At 58.5% G+C, this 21,110-nt stretch carries 18 protein-coding genes, 1 tRNA gene and 1 riboswitch; of the genes, 10 read left to right on the top strand and 9 right to left on the bottom strand.

Annotated elements, in window-relative coordinates; all coding sequences use genetic code 11:
* Positions 1 to 172 precede the first annotated feature (172 nt).
* From fabA to RX328_RS43015, 3 genes are all read right to left on the bottom strand, one after another.
* Positions 173 to 703: a bifunctional 3-hydroxydecanoyl-ACP dehydratase/trans-2-decenoyl-ACP isomerase gene (gene fabA / locus RX328_RS43025; RefSeq protein ID WP_213253609.1), complete on the bottom strand. Its 531-nt coding sequence runs from the start codon at positions 701 to 703 to the stop codon at positions 173 to 175.
* A 74-nt stretch (positions 704 to 777) separates the two neighbouring features.
* On the bottom strand, positions 778 to 1,581 hold the full coding sequence (locus RX328_RS43020) for an SRPBCC family protein (RefSeq protein WP_213253610.1): 804 nt from the start codon (positions 1,579 to 1,581) through the stop codon (positions 778 to 780).
* Positions 1,582 to 1,592: 11 nt separating this feature from the next.
* Positions 1,593 to 2,183 (bottom strand): ArsR/SmtB family transcription factor, encoded by a 591-nt coding sequence (locus RX328_RS43015; RefSeq protein ID WP_213253611.1) that lies wholly within the window; start codon positions 2,181 to 2,183, stop codon positions 1,593 to 1,595.
* Between the two features lie 192 nt (positions 2,184 to 2,375).
* On the opposite strand from RX328_RS43015, the gene RX328_RS43010 reads away from it, so the two are divergent.
* The 6 genes from RX328_RS43010 to RX328_RS42985 all read left to right on the top strand — a co-directional run bounded on the left by RX328_RS43010 (position 2,376) and on the right by RX328_RS42985 (position 7,993).
* A complete protein-coding gene (locus RX328_RS43010; protein WP_317258603.1) occupies positions 2,376 to 2,816 on the top strand; it encodes a shikimate kinase in 441 nt (146 codons plus the stop codon).
* 491 nt (positions 2,817 to 3,307) lie between these two features.
* Positions 3,308 to 3,403: riboswitch (TPP riboswitch) on the top strand.
* Positions 3,394 to 4,068: an O-methyltransferase gene (locus RX328_RS43005; protein WP_213253613.1), complete on the top strand. Its 675-nt coding sequence runs from the start codon at positions 3,394 to 3,396 to the stop codon at positions 4,066 to 4,068. (Overlaps the previous riboswitch by 10 nt.)
* 241 nt (positions 4,069 to 4,309) lie before the next feature.
* Positions 4,310 to 4,960 carry an MFS transporter gene (locus RX328_RS43000; RefSeq protein WP_213253614.1) on the top strand — a complete coding sequence of 217 codons (651 nt, stop codon included), beginning with the start codon at positions 4,310 to 4,312 and terminating at the stop codon, positions 4,958 to 4,960.
* Positions 4,939 to 5,523, top strand: coding sequence for an MFS transporter (locus tag RX328_RS42995; protein WP_213253615.1), 585 nt, complete (start codon positions 4,939 to 4,941; stop codon positions 5,521 to 5,523). Before RX328_RS43000 ends, RX328_RS42995 begins: the two co-directional genes overlap by 22 nt.
* 585 nt (positions 5,524 to 6,108) lie before the next feature.
* Positions 6,109 to 6,345, top strand: coding sequence for a hypothetical protein (locus RX328_RS42990; protein WP_213253649.1), 237 nt, complete (start codon positions 6,109 to 6,111; stop codon positions 6,343 to 6,345).
* Between the two features lie 13 nt (positions 6,346 to 6,358).
* A complete protein-coding gene (locus RX328_RS42985) occupies positions 6,359 to 7,993 on the top strand; it encodes a recombinase family protein (protein WP_213253616.1) in 1,635 nt (544 codons plus the stop codon).
* On the opposite strand, the gene RX328_RS42980 is transcribed toward RX328_RS42985, so the two are convergent.
* The 3 genes from RX328_RS42980 to hsdR form a co-directional block, all read right to left on the bottom strand.
* Positions 7,964 to 8,040, bottom strand: a tRNA-Arg gene (locus RX328_RS42980). The genes RX328_RS42985 and RX328_RS42980 overlap by 30 nt on opposite strands.
* Before the next feature lie 279 nt (positions 8,041 to 8,319).
* A complete protein-coding gene (locus RX328_RS42975; protein ID WP_317258602.1) occupies positions 8,320 to 10,599 on the bottom strand; it encodes an N-6 DNA methylase in 2,280 nt (759 codons plus the stop codon).
* A gap of 42 nt (positions 10,600 to 10,641) precedes the next feature.
* Positions 10,642 to 13,092 carry an EcoAI/FtnUII family type I restriction enzme subunit R gene (gene hsdR, locus RX328_RS42970; protein ID WP_213253617.1) on the bottom strand — a complete coding sequence of 817 codons (2,451 nt, stop codon included), beginning with the start codon at positions 13,090 to 13,092 and terminating at the stop codon, positions 10,642 to 10,644.
* Positions 13,093 to 15,059: 1,967 nt separating this feature from the next.
* Here hsdR and RX328_RS42965 point away from each other — a divergent pair.
* The 3 genes from RX328_RS42965 (at position 15,060) to RX328_RS42955 (ending at position 17,617) form a co-directional block, all read left to right on the top strand.
* On the top strand, positions 15,060 to 15,923 hold the full coding sequence (locus tag RX328_RS42965; RefSeq protein WP_213253618.1) for a hypothetical protein: 864 nt from the start codon (positions 15,060 to 15,062) through the stop codon (positions 15,921 to 15,923).
* Positions 15,924 to 16,743: 820 nt separating this feature from the next.
* A complete protein-coding gene (locus RX328_RS42960; RefSeq protein ID WP_213253619.1) occupies positions 16,744 to 16,935 on the top strand; it encodes a hypothetical protein in 192 nt (63 codons plus the stop codon).
* Between the two features lie 169 nt (positions 16,936 to 17,104).
* On the top strand, positions 17,105 to 17,617 hold the full coding sequence (locus RX328_RS42955) for a hypothetical protein (RefSeq protein WP_213253620.1): 513 nt from the start codon (positions 17,105 to 17,107) through the stop codon (positions 17,615 to 17,617).
* A gap of 620 nt (positions 17,618 to 18,237) precedes the next feature.
* Here the strand turns inward: RX328_RS42955 and RX328_RS42950 are convergent.
* The 3 genes from RX328_RS42950 to RX328_RS42940 form a co-directional block, all read right to left on the bottom strand.
* The gene (locus RX328_RS42950) at positions 18,238 to 18,627 is read right to left on the bottom strand and encodes a hypothetical protein (protein ID WP_213253621.1); all 390 of its coding nucleotides are present in this window, start codon (positions 18,625 to 18,627) and stop codon (positions 18,238 to 18,240) included.
* Between the two features lie 41 nt (positions 18,628 to 18,668).
* Positions 18,669 to 19,295 carry a site-specific integrase gene (locus RX328_RS42945; protein ID WP_312018071.1) on the bottom strand — a complete coding sequence of 209 codons (627 nt, stop codon included), beginning with the start codon at positions 19,293 to 19,295 and terminating at the stop codon, positions 18,669 to 18,671.
* Between the two features lie 415 nt (positions 19,296 to 19,710).
* Complete coding sequence (locus tag RX328_RS42940; protein ID WP_213253623.1) at positions 19,711 to 20,001, bottom strand: hypothetical protein; 291 nt, start codon at positions 19,999 to 20,001, stop codon at positions 19,711 to 19,713.
* Between the two features lie 258 nt (positions 20,002 to 20,259).
* Here RX328_RS42940 and RX328_RS42935 point away from each other — a divergent pair, with 258 nt between their 5' ends.
* Entirely contained in the window at positions 20,260 to 21,102 is an 843-nt protein-coding gene (locus RX328_RS42935; protein WP_213253624.1) for an HNH endonuclease signature motif containing protein, read from the top strand.
* Positions 21,103 to 21,110 lie beyond the last annotated feature (8 nt).

The following is a 21,110-nucleotide window of genomic DNA, read 5'->3' as shown; positions in this document are numbered from 1 at the left end:
AACGGAGAAGAAGTGTCTCGACTGGAGGCGCATCGCGACAGCCGGTCGGACATATCGGCCTCCAGAACCATCACGCCGGATCGGCGGTGCAGTTTCGAAACCTGCAGGTGGCGCGACCGTAGCGCTGGCACGCGGACCTGCCGGCGGCTGCCCACATTTGAGCCGCCTTCCGTCAGGTCGCCGGCGCTATCAGTCCGACGCGCATATCCCTGGCGACATAGACGCAGGTGTCGTCGGCAAAGACACGGCCGTTCGCAATTCCAACAGCCAGTCTGCCGCGCCTTACATGGCGCATGCTGACCTCGTATCGCACGCGCTTGGTGTATGGCTTGATGTCCCCTCGAAACTTCACCTCGCCGACGCCGACCGCGCGGCCTTTGCCCGGTGAGCCCGACCAGCCTAGCCAGTAACCGATAATCTGCCACATGGCGTCCAGGCCCAGACACCCCGGCATCACCGGATCGCCGCGAAGGTGACAATCAAAAAACCAGTGGTCCGGTGTGATATCCAGCTCACCGATGACATGGCCCTTGCCGAATTCGCCGCCGTCGGCGCTGATCTCGACGATGCGGTCCATCATCAGCATGGGCGGCGCCGGCAACTGAGCATTGCCCGGGCCGAAATAACCGCCTTCGCTCGACTTGAGCAGATCTGCCCTTGAATAGGACGATTGCGGAGCGTGAAAGTCGGGCGGATCGGACATGCCATGTCACCTCTGACGTCATTCGCGTCACACTTATCAACTTCCGCTCCCAGCCCGTCGGGCCGTTGCCGCATCTAAGGCCGCTTGAAGCTCTCGCCGAACCAATGCCGCCATCGCGGCTCGCTCGCCGCGGCGTGCTGCTCGGCGTCGTCGCCATAATAATAGATGGCCATGCTCGCATTTGTACCGCTGCCGGTGCCGTAGGTTCCGATGAGGGCGATACCGGGGGCCGGAGCATTCAGGCGCAGCATGATGTAGCGCTGCTTGGCGTCCTGCTGCACGCGTTCGACCATGCCGGACAGGCTCTCTGGCTGTTGTGGTGTCGTCCGCTCTTCGCCGACGTTCGCGGCGGCGAGATCGAGTTTTTCGGTTAGCCGTTTCCAGACCCCGGACTGGTGGCCTTCGTCGCTAGCCATGGCGTAGAAGGAGGCCGCCTTCTTGCCCGCGAAGTGCGAGAGGTAGACGCGCAGCACTTCAAAGAAGCCGGGCCAGCCGCTTTCGAACCCTTCGAGCTGATCATCCCAATCGTCTGTCGAGGCAAACAGTGAATGGACCATGCGAACCACACACCGGCCGCCCGACCTGCTGGTTATGGTGATCTCGGTCGCGACCGGCGGCGCGCCTTCGCTCCAGTTGCGCTCGACATAACCGAAGCGGAATGGCGGCTCCCAGGCCGTGACTTCGCCCGTGGAGCTTCCATTAGGACCGAAGTCGAAGTGGATGTCGCCACCGATCTGCTCGTCCACGCTGGTCTTGGTGAACCAGGCCGTATTGCCGGGTCCCGTCGCCATCGCCTGCCACACCTGCTCAGGCGTGCCAGGCACGATCAACTCCATCTCGACCCAACGCTTTCCGGTTTCATCCTTCTTGAGGGGCATGGGGGATCCTTTCAGGGCCGAGCGCCGGGGGGCGCGGGATAGGACGCCACGACGAGCCGGTGCGGTCGTCCGCCCGGCGCACTCTCGTCGTGATAGCGCGCCGCCAGCGCCGCGACGACATTGGTGAGATCGGAGGTGAAGGCCGCGCGATCTGTGGGCGATCGGAAGCGGATGACGGTGTCGATCGAAAGGGTGGCGAGACGCTTGTCGTTCTGGCGGGCAGTCCGCCAGAGGTCGCCGACCTCGCGGACGATGCGGGCCGCCAGGGCGATGAGATAGCTGGCTGATAGACGGTCGTTGTTGCGTGCCGGATCGGCGCCGATCGGACCTAACGCAGCCGGCGAGACGACATAGGACGATGCCGTCGCGATCATGAGGCGCTCCGTGAGACCGCCCCATTGGCGCTCTTCGGCCGGCTTGACCAGCTTGTGATCCTCCAAGGCGCGCAGGTGGTAGTTCACTTTCTGGCGCGTGAGGCCAATCCGTTCGGCGATCGCAGCGGCCGAGGCGGGCTGTGACAGCGCCGCCAACAACCGGGTTTTTATTGGGTCCAGCGCGAGGGCTGCGGCCGCGGGGGCCTCAATGACATCAAGTTCGAGCATGCGTTCTAATCGCATTGACAAATTTTTTTGTCAAGGGGTCATTGCCACCTCAAGAGGTTTCGACAGGTATGTTTAATCTAACTTGCGGAAACGTCGCAGTCGGGCAACTGCGAACGCTTCCGGACGGCAATGAGGAGAAGCCGCGTGAAGCGTGTGTTGATCACAGGCATGTCCGGCACTGGAAAATCGGCCGTGGTCGGAGAACTCGCGGCAAGAGGCCATCAGGCCGTGGATCTGGATACGCCGCAATGGTCCGAATGGATCGACGTCGATCCCTCAGACACATTTACGCCGGGAAAAGGGAAGGATTGGGTCTGGCAGGAGAGCCGGGTACGAGCACTTCTCGCTGGGCATAATCAGGGCACGCTGTTCCTTAGTGGATGCGCGGAAAATATGGAGCGGCTATTCCCCCTCATCGACAAGATCATTCTTCTCTCCGCGCCAGTCGCAACGATCATGAAGCGGCTCGAAGCACGTTCGTCCGACGGTTATGGCAACAGTGAGGAGGATCGGCAAAAGGTGCGTGAACTCATTGCGCTGATCGAGCCGCTGCTCAGAAAATCCGCCGATCATGAGATCGACACGACAGGGCCGGTTCATGCCACGGTCGCCGAAATCCTCCGGATTTCTTAGCTCGCCTTACAACGGAAAATGCCGATTGTTTGCCGTCGCGTCATTGGTCGCCGAAGGACATCATATTGATGCGAAGGTCGAATGCCGCCGAGCACCACTCCTCCTGCGGCAACGAATTTTCTCCCACCTCGGCCCGGTGTAGCAGGTCGCAGGAAATCGCAGATATGAGGGGGAATCTGGCGCGCCGCGGCCGATGAAGATGGGCACTACTGCTTCGCCGTGGCGCTATGAAGTCGCAACCTATCTCATGCCGTAACCCGAGAATATTCGATTGCCTACGATTTGGCACTGCGCTCAAAGGAGCTGCTTCCGATGTCGCGGGCGTCTCGATGTGCTTCCATGGACATGGCACCGAACCACCCTGGGTATCGGTGCCATGTCCGTTCCAGGGGGCGACCCAGAAGTTGAAGGCAAGGTGCTAAAATGACGCGTTTGACCCACAAGAGACATTCTGACCGCGATGCTTGACGGCTATACGTTGACCTGAAACGTTGGCGCGTCCGGGGTGCCCGTTTGACGCGGGCTGAGATCACACCCGTTGAACCTGTCTGGGTAATGCCAGCGAAGGGAGCAGACCATGACCGTACTTGGCAATCAGGCATTGCAGGACTTCCTTGATGCTCTTCACGCGAAGAGCGACGAGCAGGCCGCACTGATCCTGGCATTCGAGGCAAAACGGGACAGCAGCGAGCTTTCTCCAAGCGCAGAAGAAATTAGGGCCTTTCGGAGCGACAAGCTCGTTGCACTTGATCGCGACAAGGCGGAGTTCTGTTACCAGCTATGCCGAGCGAAAAAAGTCTCCAAGATCATCGAGGTTGGCACGTCGTACGGTGTATCGACCATCTACCTCGCTGCAGCCGTGCGCGACAATGTTAATGCATTCGGTGGCAACGGAGTGGTCATTGGGACCGAATATGAGCCAAGCAAAGCGGCGGCTGCACGGGCACATTTCGCGCAAGCCGGATTGAGTAGTTTTATCGAACTGCGAGTAGGCGATCTTCGCGAAACCCTAAAGCAGATCGATGGGCCGATCGACTTCGTCCTAATGGATGTTTGGATCGCGATGGCGCGACCTGCATTAGAATTGATTTCGCCACATCTTTCACAGGGCGCGGTTGTGGTGTGCGACAACACCAAAAAACATCGGGGGTTTTATGCTGACTATTTCGCGTTTCTACATGATCCAGCCAACAGCTTCACCACAATGACACTGCCCTTCCAAGGTGGCTTGGAAATATCAGTTCGGTGTTAGACGTGGCGCAGAACACGGACTTCCATTCACTAGCCGATCGTTGACGCTCACGGAGCGAGTTTCTACACTGGGCGTAGATCATTGGAGATATTTGAGATGACGATCGCAACCGTCGTAGTAGGGCGCTGGCGCATGGACCGGTAACGGCATCCATGCCGGTACCCCGTGCGCCCCCGACAAGTTCGGGGGCTTTTTTTTGAGCAAGTTTCTGTCCGGCTTGTCAGATTGAGAAGAGGAAACCATGCCAGGGAAAGCCGCAGACCCGCCGGCCCTGATGACCTTGATCGCGCTGAGCGGTCTGTCGGTGGTATCTCTCAACATGTTCCTGCCCTCATTGGCAAACATCGCCCATGAGTTTCAGGCGGACTATGCGCTCGTCAATCTGTGCATCGCCGTATACGCGGCCGTGAGCGTCGTGCTGCAGCTCGTGATGGGGCCGTTGTCGGATCGCTTCGGCAGGCGACCTGTGATCCTTGCCGCCCTGCTGCTTTTCCTCGTCGCCTCGCTGGGCTGCCTGTTGGCGGCCAACGTCTGGGTGTTTCTCGCCTTCCGCATGATGCAGGCGGTCATCGCCCCTGCTTACGCCGTTTCGGTCGCCATTATTCGGGATTTCTCCGCAGGCAACAAAGCTGCAAGCTCCATCGGCTACGTGGCCATGGCCTCGGCCGTCGCTCCCATGCTGGCCCCGATGCTGGGTGGTACACTCGATGAGCTGTACGGATGGCGGGCCAGTTTCTGGGCCTTTCTCGTCATGGGCGGCGCGACCCTCGCGCTGTGCTGGCTCGATCTGCGGGAAACCAACAAAACACCCGCGGCTACGTTTGCGCGGCAATTTCGATCATATGCGAAGCTCGTGGGATCTGGGCGTTTTTGGGTTACGCGCTGTGCATGACGTTTTCCCGGGGGGCGTTCTTCATCTTCATTGGCGGAGCGTCGCTTGTCGCTGTCTCCACGTTCCGGATTTCCACCGCGGAGCTCGGTTTCTATATGGGAACCATCACGGTCGGTTTTGTTCTCGGCAGCTTTCTGTGCGGCCGCTTCTCCGAACTTTATGGGCTCACGACGATGATGCTGATGGGCGGATTGGTGGCGTGTGTGGGCCTGGTTCTGGGAATCCTGCTTTGCTTCTATGACGCGGTGAATTTGCCGATGTATTTCGGCGCCTGTGCCTGCGTTGGTCTCGGCAACGGATTGGCGATCCCGAGCAGCAATGCCGGTGTCGTCTCTGTTCGGTCAGAACTTGCAGGCAGCGCGTCGGGGCTGTCGGCTGCGCTGACGGTGGGCGGCGGGGCACTCCTGACGGCAATCACGGGCGCGGTTCTGACCGAAGCGAATGCGGCCCCAACCCTGTTAGCAATGATGCTCCTGTCCTCGGGAATGGCCTTGCTTGCAACGCTGTACGTAATGCGGCTCGACGTGCAAGAGAACCCGCTGGAGCGAGAGCTCGATGCTTGAACGAATTTTTGCCTATTGCGGGCTCGTCCGGGATTTCTGACATAGGTCGGCGGCGCCCGTGCGTTTTGTCTGATCGCATTTTGGGGAAGATTCGCGTGGGGTCGGCGAGGACGAGACCGTCGACCGACCGAGGGCAAGATAAAAGCGACGGTGTCGCTCCGTGCCGTCGAGGGTCGTAAGTGTTTGTCTGCACATTGTTTTGGATGGCACTGCGGCGGCACCGTATGAAGCGGCCTGGTGCCGCTCGAACCGAGAAAGCATTCGAAATCAACGATCCGTGCGCCATCGTTCGCAGCGTAGCGTCTTGTTGCGAATGCCCGGCAGGATGTCTGGCCATGATCGCATGGGAGGCCGCTGCCGGACCAACGGTGCGCCGTCAAGGCTCGCGCTGCGCACGACCGGCTCCGCCGGCTTGCGACCTTGACTGCGCTCCGCTCGCCCGGCTCTTTGCCGCCATGCGATCATGGCTTGCTGTGAGCGATTGCGCTCACGCCGCAAGGGAAGCGCGAGGTCGGAGCACGGCAGCGTGATGTGGCGTGGACTTCGGCTGTTCAGTGGATCGGCCAAGCTTGCCACAGTGGCGCCATGGCTTCCTCGCAAGAATCGCAGCCACGGCATGCGCCGGGCGGCGCGCTATTCGACGATCACTATGACTATGTGGCCGCGCCCGCTCGTCCTGGCCGTCGACGGGCGAAGCGCGATCGGACGACATTGACGGTGACGGATGACTGGCCGGAAGACGTGCCGGTGACCGAGGCCGAGATCGCCGTGTTCGAGGCGTGGTTTGGCGAGTTGTTCGACGAGCTATTTGGAGACGGCTGAGGGGGACATCACCATGGCAGCGGCAGTTCGGGCGGCTCTCTACCTCCGAGTCTCAACGGGGCGGCAAGCCGACAACGATCTCTCCATCCCGGATCAGCGCCGCCAGGCGAAAGCCTACTGTGCGTCGCGCGGCTGGGAGATTGCCGCTGATTATGTCGAGCCCGGTGCCTCCGCAACCGACGATCGGCGACCGGAGTTCCAGCGCATGATCGACGCGGCGACGGTCAAGCCGCCAGCGTTCGGAGTGATCCTGGTCCACAGCTTCAGCCGCTTCTTTCGCGACCAGTTCCAGCTTGAGTTTTACGTCCGCCGGCTTGCCAAGAACGGCGTGCGGCTGGTGTCGATCACCCAGGAGCTCGGCGATGATCCGATGAGCAACATGATCCGCCAGGTCATGGCGCTGTTCGACGAATACCAGTCCAGGGAAAACGCCAAGCATACGCTGCGAGCCATGAAGGAGAACGCGCGACAAGGCTTTTGGAACGGCGCGCTGCCGCCGATCGGCTACCGCATCGTGGAAGCCTCTGAGCAACGCGGCCACCGTACCAAGAAGACATTGGACATCGATCCCATCCAGGCCCAAACTGTGCGGCTGATCTTCCGCCTAGCGCGCGAGGGAAACGGCTCCTCGGGGCCAATGGGCGTCAAATCGATCGCCAAACATCTGAATGGGTCTGGCATCCGAACGCGCGACGGCGGGCGCTGGGGCGTGGACGCCGTCCACAAGGTGCTGACGCGAACGACGTATATCGGCCGCCACCGCTTCAACACCAAATATTGGAAGACCCGCGAGCGCAAACCGGACGCCGAGGTGGTCGAGATGGCCGTGCCGCCAATCATCGACGTAGCCGAGTTCGAGGCGGTGCAGAGGCTGCTCAAAACGCGCAGCCCTACAATGACCGCGCCGCGCGTCGTCAGCGGCCCCACGCTCCTTACCGGCATCTGCTTTTGCGCCACTTGCGGCGGAGCCATGACACTGACGACGGGAAAGAGCGGCAGGTACAGGTATTACACCTGCTGCACCAAGGCTCGGCAGGGCGAGACCGGCTGCAAGGGACGAACCGTTCCGATGGAAAAGCTCGACAGCGTGGTCGCCGAGCACATCGAGCAGCGCCTCTTGCAGCCCAAACGTCTCGAGCAAATCCTGTCGCGTGTGCTCGACCGCCGGGAGGAGCGCGCCGAGCGCCGAACGGCGCACGCCGCCGAATTACGCAAGCGTGCGGCCGAAGCAGGCGCCAAGCTCAAGCGGCTTTACGACGCCATCGAAAACGGAATCGCTGACGTGTCTGACCCGATGCTCAAGGAGCGGGTGACGGTGCTGAAGGCCATCCGCGATCAGGCCCGCGCCGACGCAGAACGGGCCGACGGTGCGCTCGATCGGCTCGGGCCGAGCATCACGCCGCAGGCGCTCAAGACCTTCGCTAGTCAGGCGCGCAGGCGAATGCGGACCGAGTCGGGCGGCTATCGCCGCGACCACCTCCGCGCGCTGGCCCAGCGCATCGAAGTGGACACGAAAGAGGTTCGCATCATGGGGTCGAAAAGCGTGCTGCTGCGGACGCTCGTCGCTGCCTCAAGCGCAAAAACGGCAGGTTTTGGAGTGCCCAGTTCTGTACCGAAGTGGCGCACCCGACACGATTCGAACGTGTGACCTTTGCCTTCGGAGGGCAACGCTCTATCCAGCTGAGCTACGGGTGCTTCGGGGGTTCATTTAGCCGATTGGCCGGGCAGGGGCAACGGGCTTTGGAAGCTCCTGCGGCAAAGGTCACACGTTCAAATCGTGTCGGGTGCGCCAGGAAAGCACGTGCCGGGCGTGCCGGGGCTGTGGCGGGCCGAAATCGCTGCTTTGCAGCGATTCAGCTGCTCGGGAACCAATAGCCGGGCATTCCGAGAGCGCGAAGCTTAACCGAGTTTGTAACAGCCGATGGAGCTGATCGTCGTGGCCGTGAATATCGCTAACCATGTCGTATCCTAAGGTCACTCCGCGGCTTCTCTTTCTTGAGCGGGCATTGGTGCCAAGGCCTCGGCTAGGAGAGAGTCGAGTAGCCGACGTCGGGTTGCGGCTGCAGCGATCAGGCTGGCCTCCAGCCGGTCGCAAATCGCCATTAGCGCATCGACCTTGGCGACGATGCGATTCTGTTCGGCGAGGGGTGGGATCGGGATAGGAAGTGGCTTCAAGTTTGCAGCCTTGATGCCCTTTGCCGTCATACCGGTTGCGTGTCTGTCGATCAGCGATTGCATGACGTCGCTCATCAAAGCGAACATCAAAAATTTGGTGTCGATACTTGCATATGGCTGAAAACAGATGGCTCGCTGTGCGAGCGCGAAAGGTTCCTCGATGTCGTTGAGGCAAATATTGGCTAGGGGAGCTTCAGTGGTGAAGAACAAATCACCGATCTTAGGTAGGCCGCGCGTCATCCATGTCTTGAACGTCGCCCTCGATATGTATTCGCGTGGCTCGCGGTTTAGGTGGCCCATGCGAATGTTCTTGGCGGTGATGAGTGGGATGCCTTCGTCCGTTTTTGGCGGCGTATTGCCACGATAGTCGATAAATAGAAATAGGTTTTCGAACGATTGGACTGCCCATCCACGGGGAAGCGGCATCGCCAGTTCCTCGGGCTTCGGATCGGGCTCAATCTTGATCCGGGCATCGTCGGTTTTCCTCTTCCGGTCGACCTTTGCTATCGCAATACGCTTCAAAAGCTCTGTTGCCGGCTCATCGTTCGTGTTCTGCGGTTCAAGGTTGCCGCGCACCGCGAGGTCGAGCACGAAGCGACGCAATCGGTCGACAGCGTCGGGTGCGTCGGCGATCCGTTCGTAGTGCTTAAGCAAGCGTCCTGCGTTGATCGGGCGAGCCTCAGCGAGGATCGTCTTCAAGTGGTGATGGTAAAGCGTCGTCTCGGCTTCGACTGCAGCAAGATCGACCAGCAGCTTTTTCGGGTTGCCGTAGTCGTCCGGCACGCTGTGCGGATTCTTAATATCGAGATTGTAACCGCGCGCCTTCACCGCCTCCGCCGTCACTTTCCACGCGCGCGGCGTCTCCTTGCGGCCTTTGCGGTTCTCGTCGCCCCACCAGTCGATGCAGTCCTGGAAATGTTCTAGGCGGATCGGCCTTGTCATTGAATAGGCCTTCTGGCCGTCCGGCACGCGGTGTTCGTAGAACCAGATGTCCTTGGTCGGCGCACCTTTTTCGAAGAAGAGCAGATTGGTGCCGATCGAAGCGTAGGGTTTGAATGCCGAATTTGGCAGCCGGACGATGGTGTGCAGGTTGCACTCCTCCATCAGATGTTCCTTGAGACGTGTCTTGATCCCCTCGCCGAACAGCGTGCCATCGGGCAACACCACGGCGGCCCGTCCGCCTGGCTTCAGCAACCGGACGATGAGGGCAAGAAACAAATCTGCCGTCTCCTTGGTGCGGAAGGTTGGAAAGTTGTCCTCAATTCCGTCTTCCTCTCGGCCGCCGAAGGGCGGGTTAGTGAGGACGATGTCTACCCGCTCGTCCTTACTCCAGGAAATGAGGGGCCGAGCAAGCGTGTTGTCGTGACGCACAAAGCTCGGATCTTCGACGCCGTTCAGCAACATATTAGTGACGCAAAGCATATGAGGGAGCGGCTTTTTCTCAACCGCGCGTAAGGCTGCTTGCATCTTCTCGCGTTGCTTGGGTGTGCGAACGTAGTCCCTCTCCATATGCCTTATTGCGCAGGTCAAAAAGCCGCCCGTGCCGCAGGCGGGATCGAACAGGAGTTCACCGGGGTGGGGGTCGATCCGGTCGACCATGAAGGCGGTGACGGCACGCGGCGTGTAATACTCGCCGGCATTGCCCGCGCTCTGAAGATCATTGAGAAGTTGTTCGTAAAATTCACCGAAGTGACGGCGGTCGTTCAGGTTGTTGAAATCGATTGCGTTGATTCTGTTGATCACCTGCCGAACCAAATGGCCGGATTTCATGTAATTGTAAGCGTCCTCAAACACGTCGCGCACCATGCGGTGGCGACCGTCCGTTTTCGCAGTGACGGCCAAGCCCTTTAGCGCGGGGAATAACTCGCCGTTGATAAACGCGAGCAGCGCGTCGCCGGTAATGCCCTCAGGGTCTGCTGCCCAGTTGCGCCACTGATATTTCTTCGGGATTGGGGAGCGATAATCGTCTTTTGTGAGTTCTAGCTCCTGGTCTTGATCGTCGATGATTTTCAGGAAAAACGTCCAGCATAGCTGACTAATACGCTGCGCATCGCCATCGACACCGCTGTCTTGACGCATGAGATCTTGAATAGATTTTACAGTGGTCCGGACTATCATGGTTCAAGCAGTCTCCTGATAGAGAACATCCTGCAACTCGTGGACGGCCTTTTCAAAGCCCTCCCTGCCGCCGAACGCTTTGATGAGTTGAACGACGCTGCCCATCGCGCTGAATGGCGCGATTTTGAGGACGTTGGCGTCGTCGAGGTTGAGAATGCCTTCGTCGCGATATTTTTCGAGGAGAGCTTCAAGGATGGCGCGAGCTTGAGGGCCGTATTTCGTAAACACGTCACGCTTCTTGACGTTGTCGGCCCGCTCGCGTCGCGTCAGCGGCTTTCGATCAAAGGCGACGTGGCAGATTAGATCGAAGGGATCGAGGTGCTTTCCGAGTTCCTCGCCAATGGCATCGAGCGAAAGCCCCTCGGCTTCCAGTTCTTCAATAATCGCCTGCTTACGCTCGGCCGCTTTCCAGCGCTTGAGGAAGTCGTCAAGGCTGGTGTAGCGCTTCTTCAGCGCGCTCTTGGTGAAGTCTCGAAGACTTTCGGTCACGAGCCGGCCGTTCTCGTCGAGATATTCGACACGCTCAGCGACAATACGCGCGCCGACACCGTCCACGTATATTTTTCGCGACCCGCCGCCAGTCGGTCGCGGAAAGCCTGGCCAATCGACAAGGGTTTCGTCCTCCGGGAGACCGAAAGGCGTCTGATCTGCTTCCCCCATATCGTTCGGCTCGCCCGCCGTGTCCGGAGGCGTGATCGGGTCGTCTGCGTCCGGCTCGTAGATCTGCACCGGGTCACCGTCGTATTCCGGATCGGCAAAGTGGTTTGTTGCGCCACGGAAGTCGATGAGGGTGAAGTAGAATTTCTTGGTATCCTCGTGAACGCGGGTGCCGCGCCCGACGATCTGCTTAAATTCTGTCATCGAGCCCACCGGGCGATCTAGCACGATCAACCGGCAGGTCTGGGCATCGACGCCGGTGGATAGCAGCCGCGAGGTCGTAACCAGAACCGGATACCGCGATTCTGGATCGATGAAGTTTCCGAGCTGATCTTGCCCGTCCTTATCGGTGCCTGTAATTCTCATAACGTATCGGTGATTGTCGTCGCAAAGGTCCCTGTTCTCATTGACCAGGGCCTGTCGCATCCGAGCCGCGTGCTCCTCGTCGACGCAAAAGACGATTGTTTTCTGAAATCGGTCGCCGCTCTCCTTGAGGAATTCGGTGATCTTTTTCGCCGTAAGCAGGGTGCGGTCGTCAAGCACCAGCGTTCGGTCGAAGTCCTTCGCGTTGTATATCCGGTCCTCAATCGCGTTGCCATCACGGTCGAGCTGGCCGAGTTCGGGGCGATAACCTTCGATGTCACGGTCGATATGAACCTTGATGACCTTATAGGGTGCGAGAAACCCATCGCTGATGCCCTGCCGCAGAGAATAAGTGAAGGCCGGCTCGCCGAAGTAGTCGGTATTAGAGACATATTCTGTCTCCTTTGGCGTAGCGGTCAGACCGATTTGGGTTGCACCCGAAAAGTGGTTGAGTATTTCGCGCCATGCGGAATCGTCCGCGGCGCTTCCGCGGTGACACTCGTCGATTACGATCAGGTCGAAGAACTCCTTGGAGAATTCCTTGTAGAGTTTTTGGCGTTCCTCTGGACCCGTGATCGCCTGATAGAGTCCGAGATAGATTTCAAAGGCGGTGTCGATACGTCGCTTCTTGTCGAGCGCAAGCGTTAGATCGACAGTTGAGCCGTCCTGCCTCTCGATGGTCTTGGAGTTAGTCGAGAGCTTCGCCATCGCCGCGCCGAACGGACGAAAATCGTTTACCATTGTCTGGTCGATCAGCACATTGCGGTCCGCCAAGAACAGGATGCGTTTCTTCCTGCCGGCCTTCCAAAGTCGCCAGATGATCTGGAAGGCGGTATAGGTCTTGCCGGTGCCGGTCGCCATCACGAGTAAGACGCGGTCTCGGCCAGCGGCAATGGCTTCGATCGCGGCGTTGACAGCGTTTACCTGATAATAGCGCGGGGCTTTACCGCCCCCGTCGTCGAAATAGTCCTGGAGCACAATCTGCTCGGCTTCTGCGACAATTCCCTTCCAGGCGCAATACCGCGTCCACAGGTCAGCGGGCGACGGGAACGCGTCTAGGCCGATATTTACCTCCTTGGTAGCGCTTTGGCCGGTGCGGTCATGGAACAGGAAGCCGTCACCATTCGAGGAGAAGACGAACGGAATGCGCAGCGCGAGGGCGTATTCGAGGGCCTGCTGAATGCCGTCGCCGACGCTATGGTTGTTGTCCTTCGCCTCTATGAGCGCGATGGGGATATTTGGTTTGAAGTAGAGAACGAAGTCGGCCTTTTTGGCCTTGCCGCGAGTAACCAATTTGCCGCGAACGATGATCCTGCCATTGGTAAAGAAGACCTCCTCGCGGACCTGCAACATCTCGTCCCACCCGGCACGCTTAAGGGCGGGCAGGATGAACTTCGTGCAAATGTCGCGCTCGGTGAGAGACCGCTTATCCATCGTTTCGCGACAAGTGCTCGAGGTCGATTAGCGGCTGGAGGCAACGCGCCCCCTTCAACACCCAAGGGCTGTCCTTGCAGGCCTCAATCGCACTCTCTGTTGTTTTCGAGCGCCCGCGTGCCATCCCGCCCCCAAGCCGGTGATAACGCTTCGTTTGGCCGAAGCGGTTTGAGGCTCAATCTAGGGTGGCCGGGCTATTGCAGGCAATACAAATTCGAGCGCTTCAGACGGGGATCTGCTGTGCGGTCCAATTTGTCATCTGTCGGAGTAGGGGCACGGCAGGAGGCTGAGCAGCCACAATGCTGGGGTCCTAGGTTTTATCGAGCCCCAAACTTTGTCCGGCGACCAATTGGTGCTCTGCACCGATCGAAGCTATGAGTATTGGAATGCCTCTCAAAAATATGCCGCCTCAGCTTGCCGGTAGCGGGGTCTACGGGATTGGTGTGTCGAGCAGTTCATCTTCGCCCGTCATTCCGAGAGCCGTCGCCCCAACAGTTCGCTGAAAGAGCTCTTTCGAGTCGAGCAATATTGATTCAAGAACCGAGCTCTGGACGCACGATAGATTCAAGACACGACCACTCCTGATTCTATTGTTGCGCAAATCTCATCTAGGCCGAGCTTTTCGCGACAGCTAAAGGCTGCCGCCACTTCGGGTTGAGCCGCTACCTCACGAACCGGACTGATTTGCACCAAGGATAAGAGAATCAACCCCGTCAGGACAGTGGAGACGATCGTCCCAAACCATCGTCCTAATACGAACCAAACGATTTCCTACCAAACGTGTTCTCGCCCCGCTCTGCGGCCGGCGCCTCGACAAATCGTTGCGTGCGGCCCCCCGTTGAGGCGGAGGGGCGTGTCGGTTCTTGTCGTTTTTGGCCTCTTACTGAGCTACGCCGAACTATATTGGATACGATGGATATTGAGCTTCTGGTGTTTTGGCTCTCTCGGTCGGCCTCTCGGGGGAATAGTCGAAAGTCGGCCTATGCTCTCTCGTTCGCATTTGGCGGAAACGTCCGGAGGTTGTGCTGATTGGCACTGCTTTTTCGCCCGCTGGCCTAGGTTCCCAAACGAGTTTGTCATTCAAAAAATTATTCTGAGGCCTAAATCGCAAACTAATCGCAAGTTAATTCCTATTGCATAAGCAATTAAACAGACTGTGAGTTTGCGGTCTGACAAACTCGAACGATTCTTTTTTGCTGCTCCGGTCTTGGAACTTGCGCAAATCGCAAACTGCAGCTGGTCTACCGCAAACGCAGCTTGCATCTTAAGGTAGTTTTTTAGGGGCGTTGAAGACCTGCCTGGAGACCCACTCGTCTCTGATCGTCTCTCCGGCCGGAGGTCGTTGCCGACTCCACGGCCGTGACAACGTCTCTGACGTGTTTGAGCGCGTCCACGTTGCCATCGAAGTCGCAGCCGTCGATCATCTGGGTGAGCCTACTTCGGAATGTCGCCTGGACTGCCGCCAACGTTTTCAATGCACCAAACGCATCTCCGGCATCCGACAACTGTTGTAGACCTGACTGTCGCCTACAGCCGCGGTTCCTTCTCGTCGCAACCTCCCCTTTTAGATCTGGGCGCTCACGACTGGGCCACCTCCTCGGTTGCACCTGATAGGCCGCAGGATTCGTTCGGAAGCTCGGTGGTGAGCTGAGCGTGCTTGGCGCTAGCCACACACCGGCCGGCAAAGGAAACGAATCACCCACTCGCTATACCCGCTTTCAGCGCCCGCCAAATACCGTGAACGTGCAGGGCAACCACGGTCAGTCCGCGGCTGATGACGATGCTCTCGGGAAAGATATCGGGCGGCACGTTCAAGACGCTGTAGACGAGGCAGTAGCGAAGCAGATTAGAATTCAAATGCGACCCGGCGGGTTGCTCAAGCGGTGACGGTCCATTAAGATTCCAGATTGAAATAAAAACCCCGCTGGTTTGCCGACCAGCGGGGTTTAAGAAAGGAGACCGTGGGAATGAGCCACGATCACGATTTTGATTATCGACTAAGTGCGGTTCAAGTTCAAGCTTCTCTGCGCCATGCAGGCGACGATTTTGCGCATAACCAGCACGCCGCCGATGAAGGTGATGTCCTGGGCGAGGGCGAAGAAGCCAATGAGGCTTTTCTTCGAGAGCTTGACGATGACGAGGCAGCGCCAACCGACACCGCGGCCGGCGCTCAGGCCAAAGCGATTGCTGTAGCGCCACCTGTTAATGCTTCAGCGGAGCCGCGCGACACCCTGACCGATGACGAACGGGCGGAAGTCATGGCTGACCTGGAGGAGCGCGACCAGCGGGCGGCGGTCGCCTACCCGTCCGCGCCACCATCGAAGTTTGACGGCCACCAGAAAGCTACCACACCGGAAGAGGTGGCCGCGCTCCGCGAACGGACCGCCATGCTCCGCGACTATCAGACCGAGCGGAGGCGTAAAGACGCTGCCACCAAAGCCTACCGGAGGAAACTATCCAACGAAGCGTCGGCCCGCATGCTCGCCAAGGAGCGCGAGGCAAAGGCTGATGCACGGCGCGGCCGTGACGTAGCGCGCAAGCGCGAGGAACGCGCCGGCCACATCACGGCGAGGCGGACCACGGCGCTGGAAGAGGCAATCGCGAACCACGACGGCGATCACTTCCTGATCAATCTGCGGGGCCGCGCCGCCGAGTTGGCGAAGTTCCGGGAAACCCTTACCCTCGCTCGGGCTCAGCATGGACCGAAGGCCTCGCTGACCGAAATCGCGGCGATCTGCGGTGCAACCAAACCGGCGGTGCAGAAGCGCCTCAAAAACGTTGGCAAGCTGGAGGCCAAGGGCGGTCCCTGGTATCGTTGGCGTGAGTCCTAATGGCCTTCTTCGCCACAGCGCAATGTCACCAGAAGGTTGTGTAATGGCGATCTTTAGCGTTTTCTGGGTGATACGGCCCGACCGGCCGAGTGATACGGTCGAGACGAGTGAGAGGGTCAAATCGTATCACCCAAAGATATAGCTATACCTGATATAAAACTAAAAATTTCAAAAGTTGCCGGACGAATCTGACCGTGATTTTCGCCCATATATAATACTAGTCTATTATCCTATTAGGTTACCTTAAGAGAGGGAACGGCTTGGACAAGTTTGACGCCCAAGCTCGCGGCCTCACCGGGCTCCGCCCGGCTCGTTACGCTCCAAGAGCTCCGCGCCAAGAGGCGCTCCGCCGGCGCGCAAGCGCGCCAGCTTGGCTTAAACCGTCTCCGGAAATGCGAAGCCTTGCCAGGTTTGAGTGATGAGATCCTTCGGGATGCGCCAGCTCCGCCGGCTTACTCCTCGGGAAATGAGGGTGCCCTTCCGGCCGCAGGCGGCTCCACGCCGGTAGCGCCCAGCTTTTTGCTTCGCGGCCTGGCCGGGCGCTTCACGACCCTCGGGACCACTTCGAACACTTGCGAGAATTCGCAGCGCGAGTCCGTGGCGACTCCGAGCACCGCGTCCGCTGTCTGATACCCGCGAAGCCTCTCGAATCACCAGCGAGCTTCCCAGGGGCTTGTAGAGCGATGGCCATTTTAGTGCGGCTCAGTTGAGCTTGCGTGCAACCTGATATTCTCCGTCACCGAACGCGCTTTACCTCACGATCACTGAGCATCTCTTTCTATTCGCCGGCTCACCCAGCAACGTCGATCCGATCAAGAATGTGCTCCGGGCTTTGCCGCTGCACAACCACCGGCCTGAAGTCCTCGCCGACCGCCTCGCACGCGCAGAGCCGTGCCCGTGGACGGGCGAGATCACCGAGGACCAGATCAAGATCGTGCTGGGCGAGCACGCATCTGGCCGAAACCGGGGCGCCGTGACATTGGCGAACTATAAGGAGCTGGTGCAGCACTAGGTCGATTGCCTAAAATTTGTGCGCGCATCCCGACCTTCGAACGCTATGTAGCTTTAAGAGAGGGGTCTCCGCAGTCGGACCGTTCTCACCCTCCTGTCGTTATCAGCCGGCGCAAATCGCCGGCTGGTTTCGTCTTAGGGATCATTCCGACTGCCGACAGGAGAATAGAATGCCCGTTGCCACCCACGCCCAGCTTGCCGAGACCATCCGGCAGACAGTTGAAATGTTCAAGCGCGACTGCAACGCCGCGTCGACCGTCTCCGACAACCTTCCGCGCGTTGCAGTCGTCGATGCCCCGGCGGACTGGAAAGAAGAAGGCTACGAGCACGCGGTCGCCATCACTATGGAGGTATTGGGTAGGACATACCGCGCGCTTGTCGACCATGAACAGGTCGAACACTTTGTTGAAAGAGTGCGCCAGCTACGCAGACGGTCTACAGCGACGTTGCAATACATGGACCTAGATGACGAAGCCGGGCGCGCATATGTCATGATTAAGCGCATCAGTGATGGCTACATTTTCGCCTTCGACTTCATTCGCCTGCACTGCGTCGGCGATGAACGTGTCGGCGAAAGTGCTAAGCGGAGCATTCTTCTGTCCGATGACCAGATGGACGATCTGCTAGCCAAGCTGGAACATGCGGCAGAAGAGGCAAACGTTGAATATGTGGAAGCCGCATAGGGCTGTCAGCTTGGCCGTTGTGGTCGAACGTTCCGAAGAACGGGCAAATGAAGTTCCGCAGCCCGTTCTTCTCGCGCCCTCTTGGATGACTCTTGCTGCCGTCGGACGAAGGCGATCATTTCCTTTCGTGCCGCGGCGGCTGAGATACCTGCACATATCGACCTTGAATGCCACCGCAGCGTTGTCGTGATGATATCTCCGCGCACCACCCAGCCTAGGAACGCATGCAGGCGCGAGTGCGTCAGCGATGACTAGGCGGCGGGCTGCGAATGTTGATTGTCGCCGCAACAACGAGCGTCTTATTCTAGGGCTATCGGTCTGTTCTTCCGAGCCTTGCCGCCATGGCCGCAACCACGCCGTCGCAAAATTCATTCACGTCAAAGTTTTGACTTAGGTATTGCAAGGGCCGCTTAGAGGCCGCTATGTCGCCATTCGCAAACACCACCTTGCAGCAAAATGAAAGTGCATCTGGCTAAAGCAGAGCTCTGATGCTCTTGCCGGATCCTATTGGCCAAGGATAGAGGAAAAAAATCTCGCCGACCCAATACGCAAGGGACTGGGTGTCCCGAACCGACTCTAGGACTTCGTCAGTCTGCGAAGTCCAGGCTGCGCAGATAGTGTTAGTCGAACTTGTAACGACTGATCTCGCAGAACTCGGAAGCTGAATCGATCATAATCGGATTGCTCTGAGCCCCGATGCCGTAGCTGTATCCTGCAATAGATCCGTTTAGATAAGCGACAGTTCCGTGCACGGTCTGATAGCCAACATAAGCACCGTAAGAGTTTTTGGCGTTGACCTGAAAACAATAGAACAGCCGGTTCGGCGTTGACGTTTTCGAATCTATCAGCCTGTGCCATCGATATTGTGCAGATGCTGGATCCTTAAGACGTTTGCCATATGCGTCAGCAATGATTTTCTTCTCCGCATCGGTCAGTGGGCGGTCTGAGGCGTAGCCAGCGCCGACGTTGGTGAATCCCACGACGACAAGCACGAGTGAAAGTCTGAGCATCGGTTTTCCTATTTTCGGGTTCATTGAGCGGAGTGCAATCGCTATCCAAGTCGGGCGACTAGATCGACGGCGCGCAAATGCGTGTAGCGCTGGAGCATGCGAAGCTCTTTGTGCCCGCTGATTGCCGAGACCTCAGCGATGTTCAGTCCCTTCTCAAACAGGCGGCTGACGCCCTCATGTCTGAGATCGTGGAAGCGGAAATCGTTCATCTGGGCCCGGACGCGAAGATGCTCGAAGGCTAGGCGGATTGAATTACCCGTGACAGGAAACACCCGATCGGCGTCCCGATCCTTCTCAGCCAAAAGCCCATTGAGTGTTGCAACAGCGCGACGCGACAGTGGGATGTCGCGAGAATCGCCGTTCTTCGTCAACGGCAAATGGGCGACGCAGCGGACGAGATCGACGTGCTGCCATTGCAGGTCGAGCATTTCGCCTCGGCGCATGGCTGTTTCAATCGCGAGAATGATTAGGGGCTTCATTAGGGGAGTGCGTCCGCTGTCACATGCCGCGAGCAGTCGGGCTTCCTCACCGGCTTTCAAGCGCCGGGTGCGCCCTCGGGGAACTTGGGGACGTCTGACCAACTTCACCGGGTTACGGGGCAACCAGAGACCCCACTCGCGGGTAGCGATCTCAATGGCGTGGGACACGATGTTGAGCTCACGGACCACTGTAGCAGGGGCCACACTCTTAAGGCGCTCGTCTCTATACGTAGCGACATCAGCGCTGGTTAGCTTAGCCAGCGTCCGGTGACTCATGGGGCAGCGCAATATGGAGTTGATCCGCGACGCCTCAGACACAGCCCCACGCTTGCCAGGTGTCACCTCAGCGCAGTAGCGCGTCAGGAGCTCTCGGAGCGTCGTTTTCTCGGCAAGTCGCGTATCAGCGACCCAGCCAGACCTATTGGCTTCCGCTTCAAGGTCCTGTGCCCAGCGCTGAGCGTCAGCCTTCGAGTTGAATGATTTGGCTCGCGGGGCCACGCCCCGACGTCGCACCTGTGCCTGCCAGCGACCCCGTAGCTTTCTGATGGTCGCCATTGTCTGCTGCCCAAATCACTCTTGTTTAGTGAGTGAAGGACGCCGGTGACTAGGTGCCAAGGACTATCCCTGCTGGCCCGCAACAAAACCGTTGTGCCGCTGATGTGCCGCGTTTGAGCCACAGGCTGAGCAAGGATTCGGAAAGACCTATCGAATCAAGGAGGTCTGTCTGTGATCGAGCAACCGAGCAGCCAAAACGCTTTGCTGTGCGCAGGCAAAGCTCTGTTTTGAAGAAATTGAACCGTTTCGGGCCCTCTGAGCCCGAAAGATTGGATGCACCGTCCTTGCTGTCGCCGGTCGTGATGTCCACGATTTCGCCGGTGGCGATCATCGCGATCATCAACCTTGCGACAGGCCTCCATTGCAAACTGCTGCGATTGCAGTGTGATCCCTGGCAGCACGGGGCAAGCAAACATCTGTTCGCGGCAAAATGGTCCGTTCGGTCCCCTTGCTGCATAGCACTGAGGGGTATCGCCCTGAGCCGCATCACTGACTTGACTGGCGCGTGTCGGCAGTGTCCGCTGATGTGCATGGCACGCAATCTTACAAAATCTAGAATGATCTATGATCCCTACGTGATTCAGACGCGCACCTCAAAATGACCAAGCCCCGAACACCAGTTCCCGATGATATTTCAGCGGAAGTCATGTTTGAGCATGACCGGACCTGCTGCGTTTGCCACCAGCGAGAGTTGGCGGTCCAAATCCATCACATTGACGAAGATCCGACAAATCACACGGTTAGCAATCTAGCCGTTCTTTGCTTGGAGCATCATGAACAGACGCAGGTGAGAGGCGGCTTTGCGAAGAAACTCAAAGCTGCCGATGTTGTGCGGAGTCGTAATGATTGGATTCGTCGCGTTCGGGATCGCCGCGACAAGACCGATGAACTTGTCATTCAGCATATGGCTGGGATGGCGCCTGCTCAGTTAGAGCCGAAGGATTGGGATACACCCTCGACAGCCAAGGTGATCGGCTTTCTCAACGCGCTCCCTAGCATACGAAGAGCCGCTATCTCAGCAGCCCAACCACTCTGGGATACGGGGATCACCTCAGAAATGCGTCAAGGCTGCTATGACGCCATTGATCTTCTTGAGAGCGCGTGGCTGCGACTCGCGAATTTCTATCCTCCAAGCCATTTTGGCGAGAGCGCAGCGGATCACTTTTTTAGCGAATTTGTTAAGGCAAGATTCGAATGGCACCGTAAAATTTGTGAGCCGCGTGGTCCGGGGTCGTCAGGGACGATTATTCATGTGACTACAAGCGGCGCGGTGCTCGACGATGTAGCCAAGGCGATAGAGGAAACTGTCGACGGATTGTTCATAGGCTTCTCTCTATGCCCTTTCGACCTAAAAAAATGCCACAGTGATTGGGACGCAGCTGGTCTACGAGACGCGGCGCAACAGGGTGCCAACAATGAGTCAAGAACGGCACATTCCTGAAGAATTAT

This window comes from Bradyrhizobium sp. sBnM-33 (assembly GCF_032917945.1).
Classification (GTDB): domain Bacteria; phylum Pseudomonadota; class Alphaproteobacteria; order Rhizobiales; family Xanthobacteraceae; genus Bradyrhizobium.
This window is presented reverse-complemented; position numbering and strand designations above follow the sequence as displayed.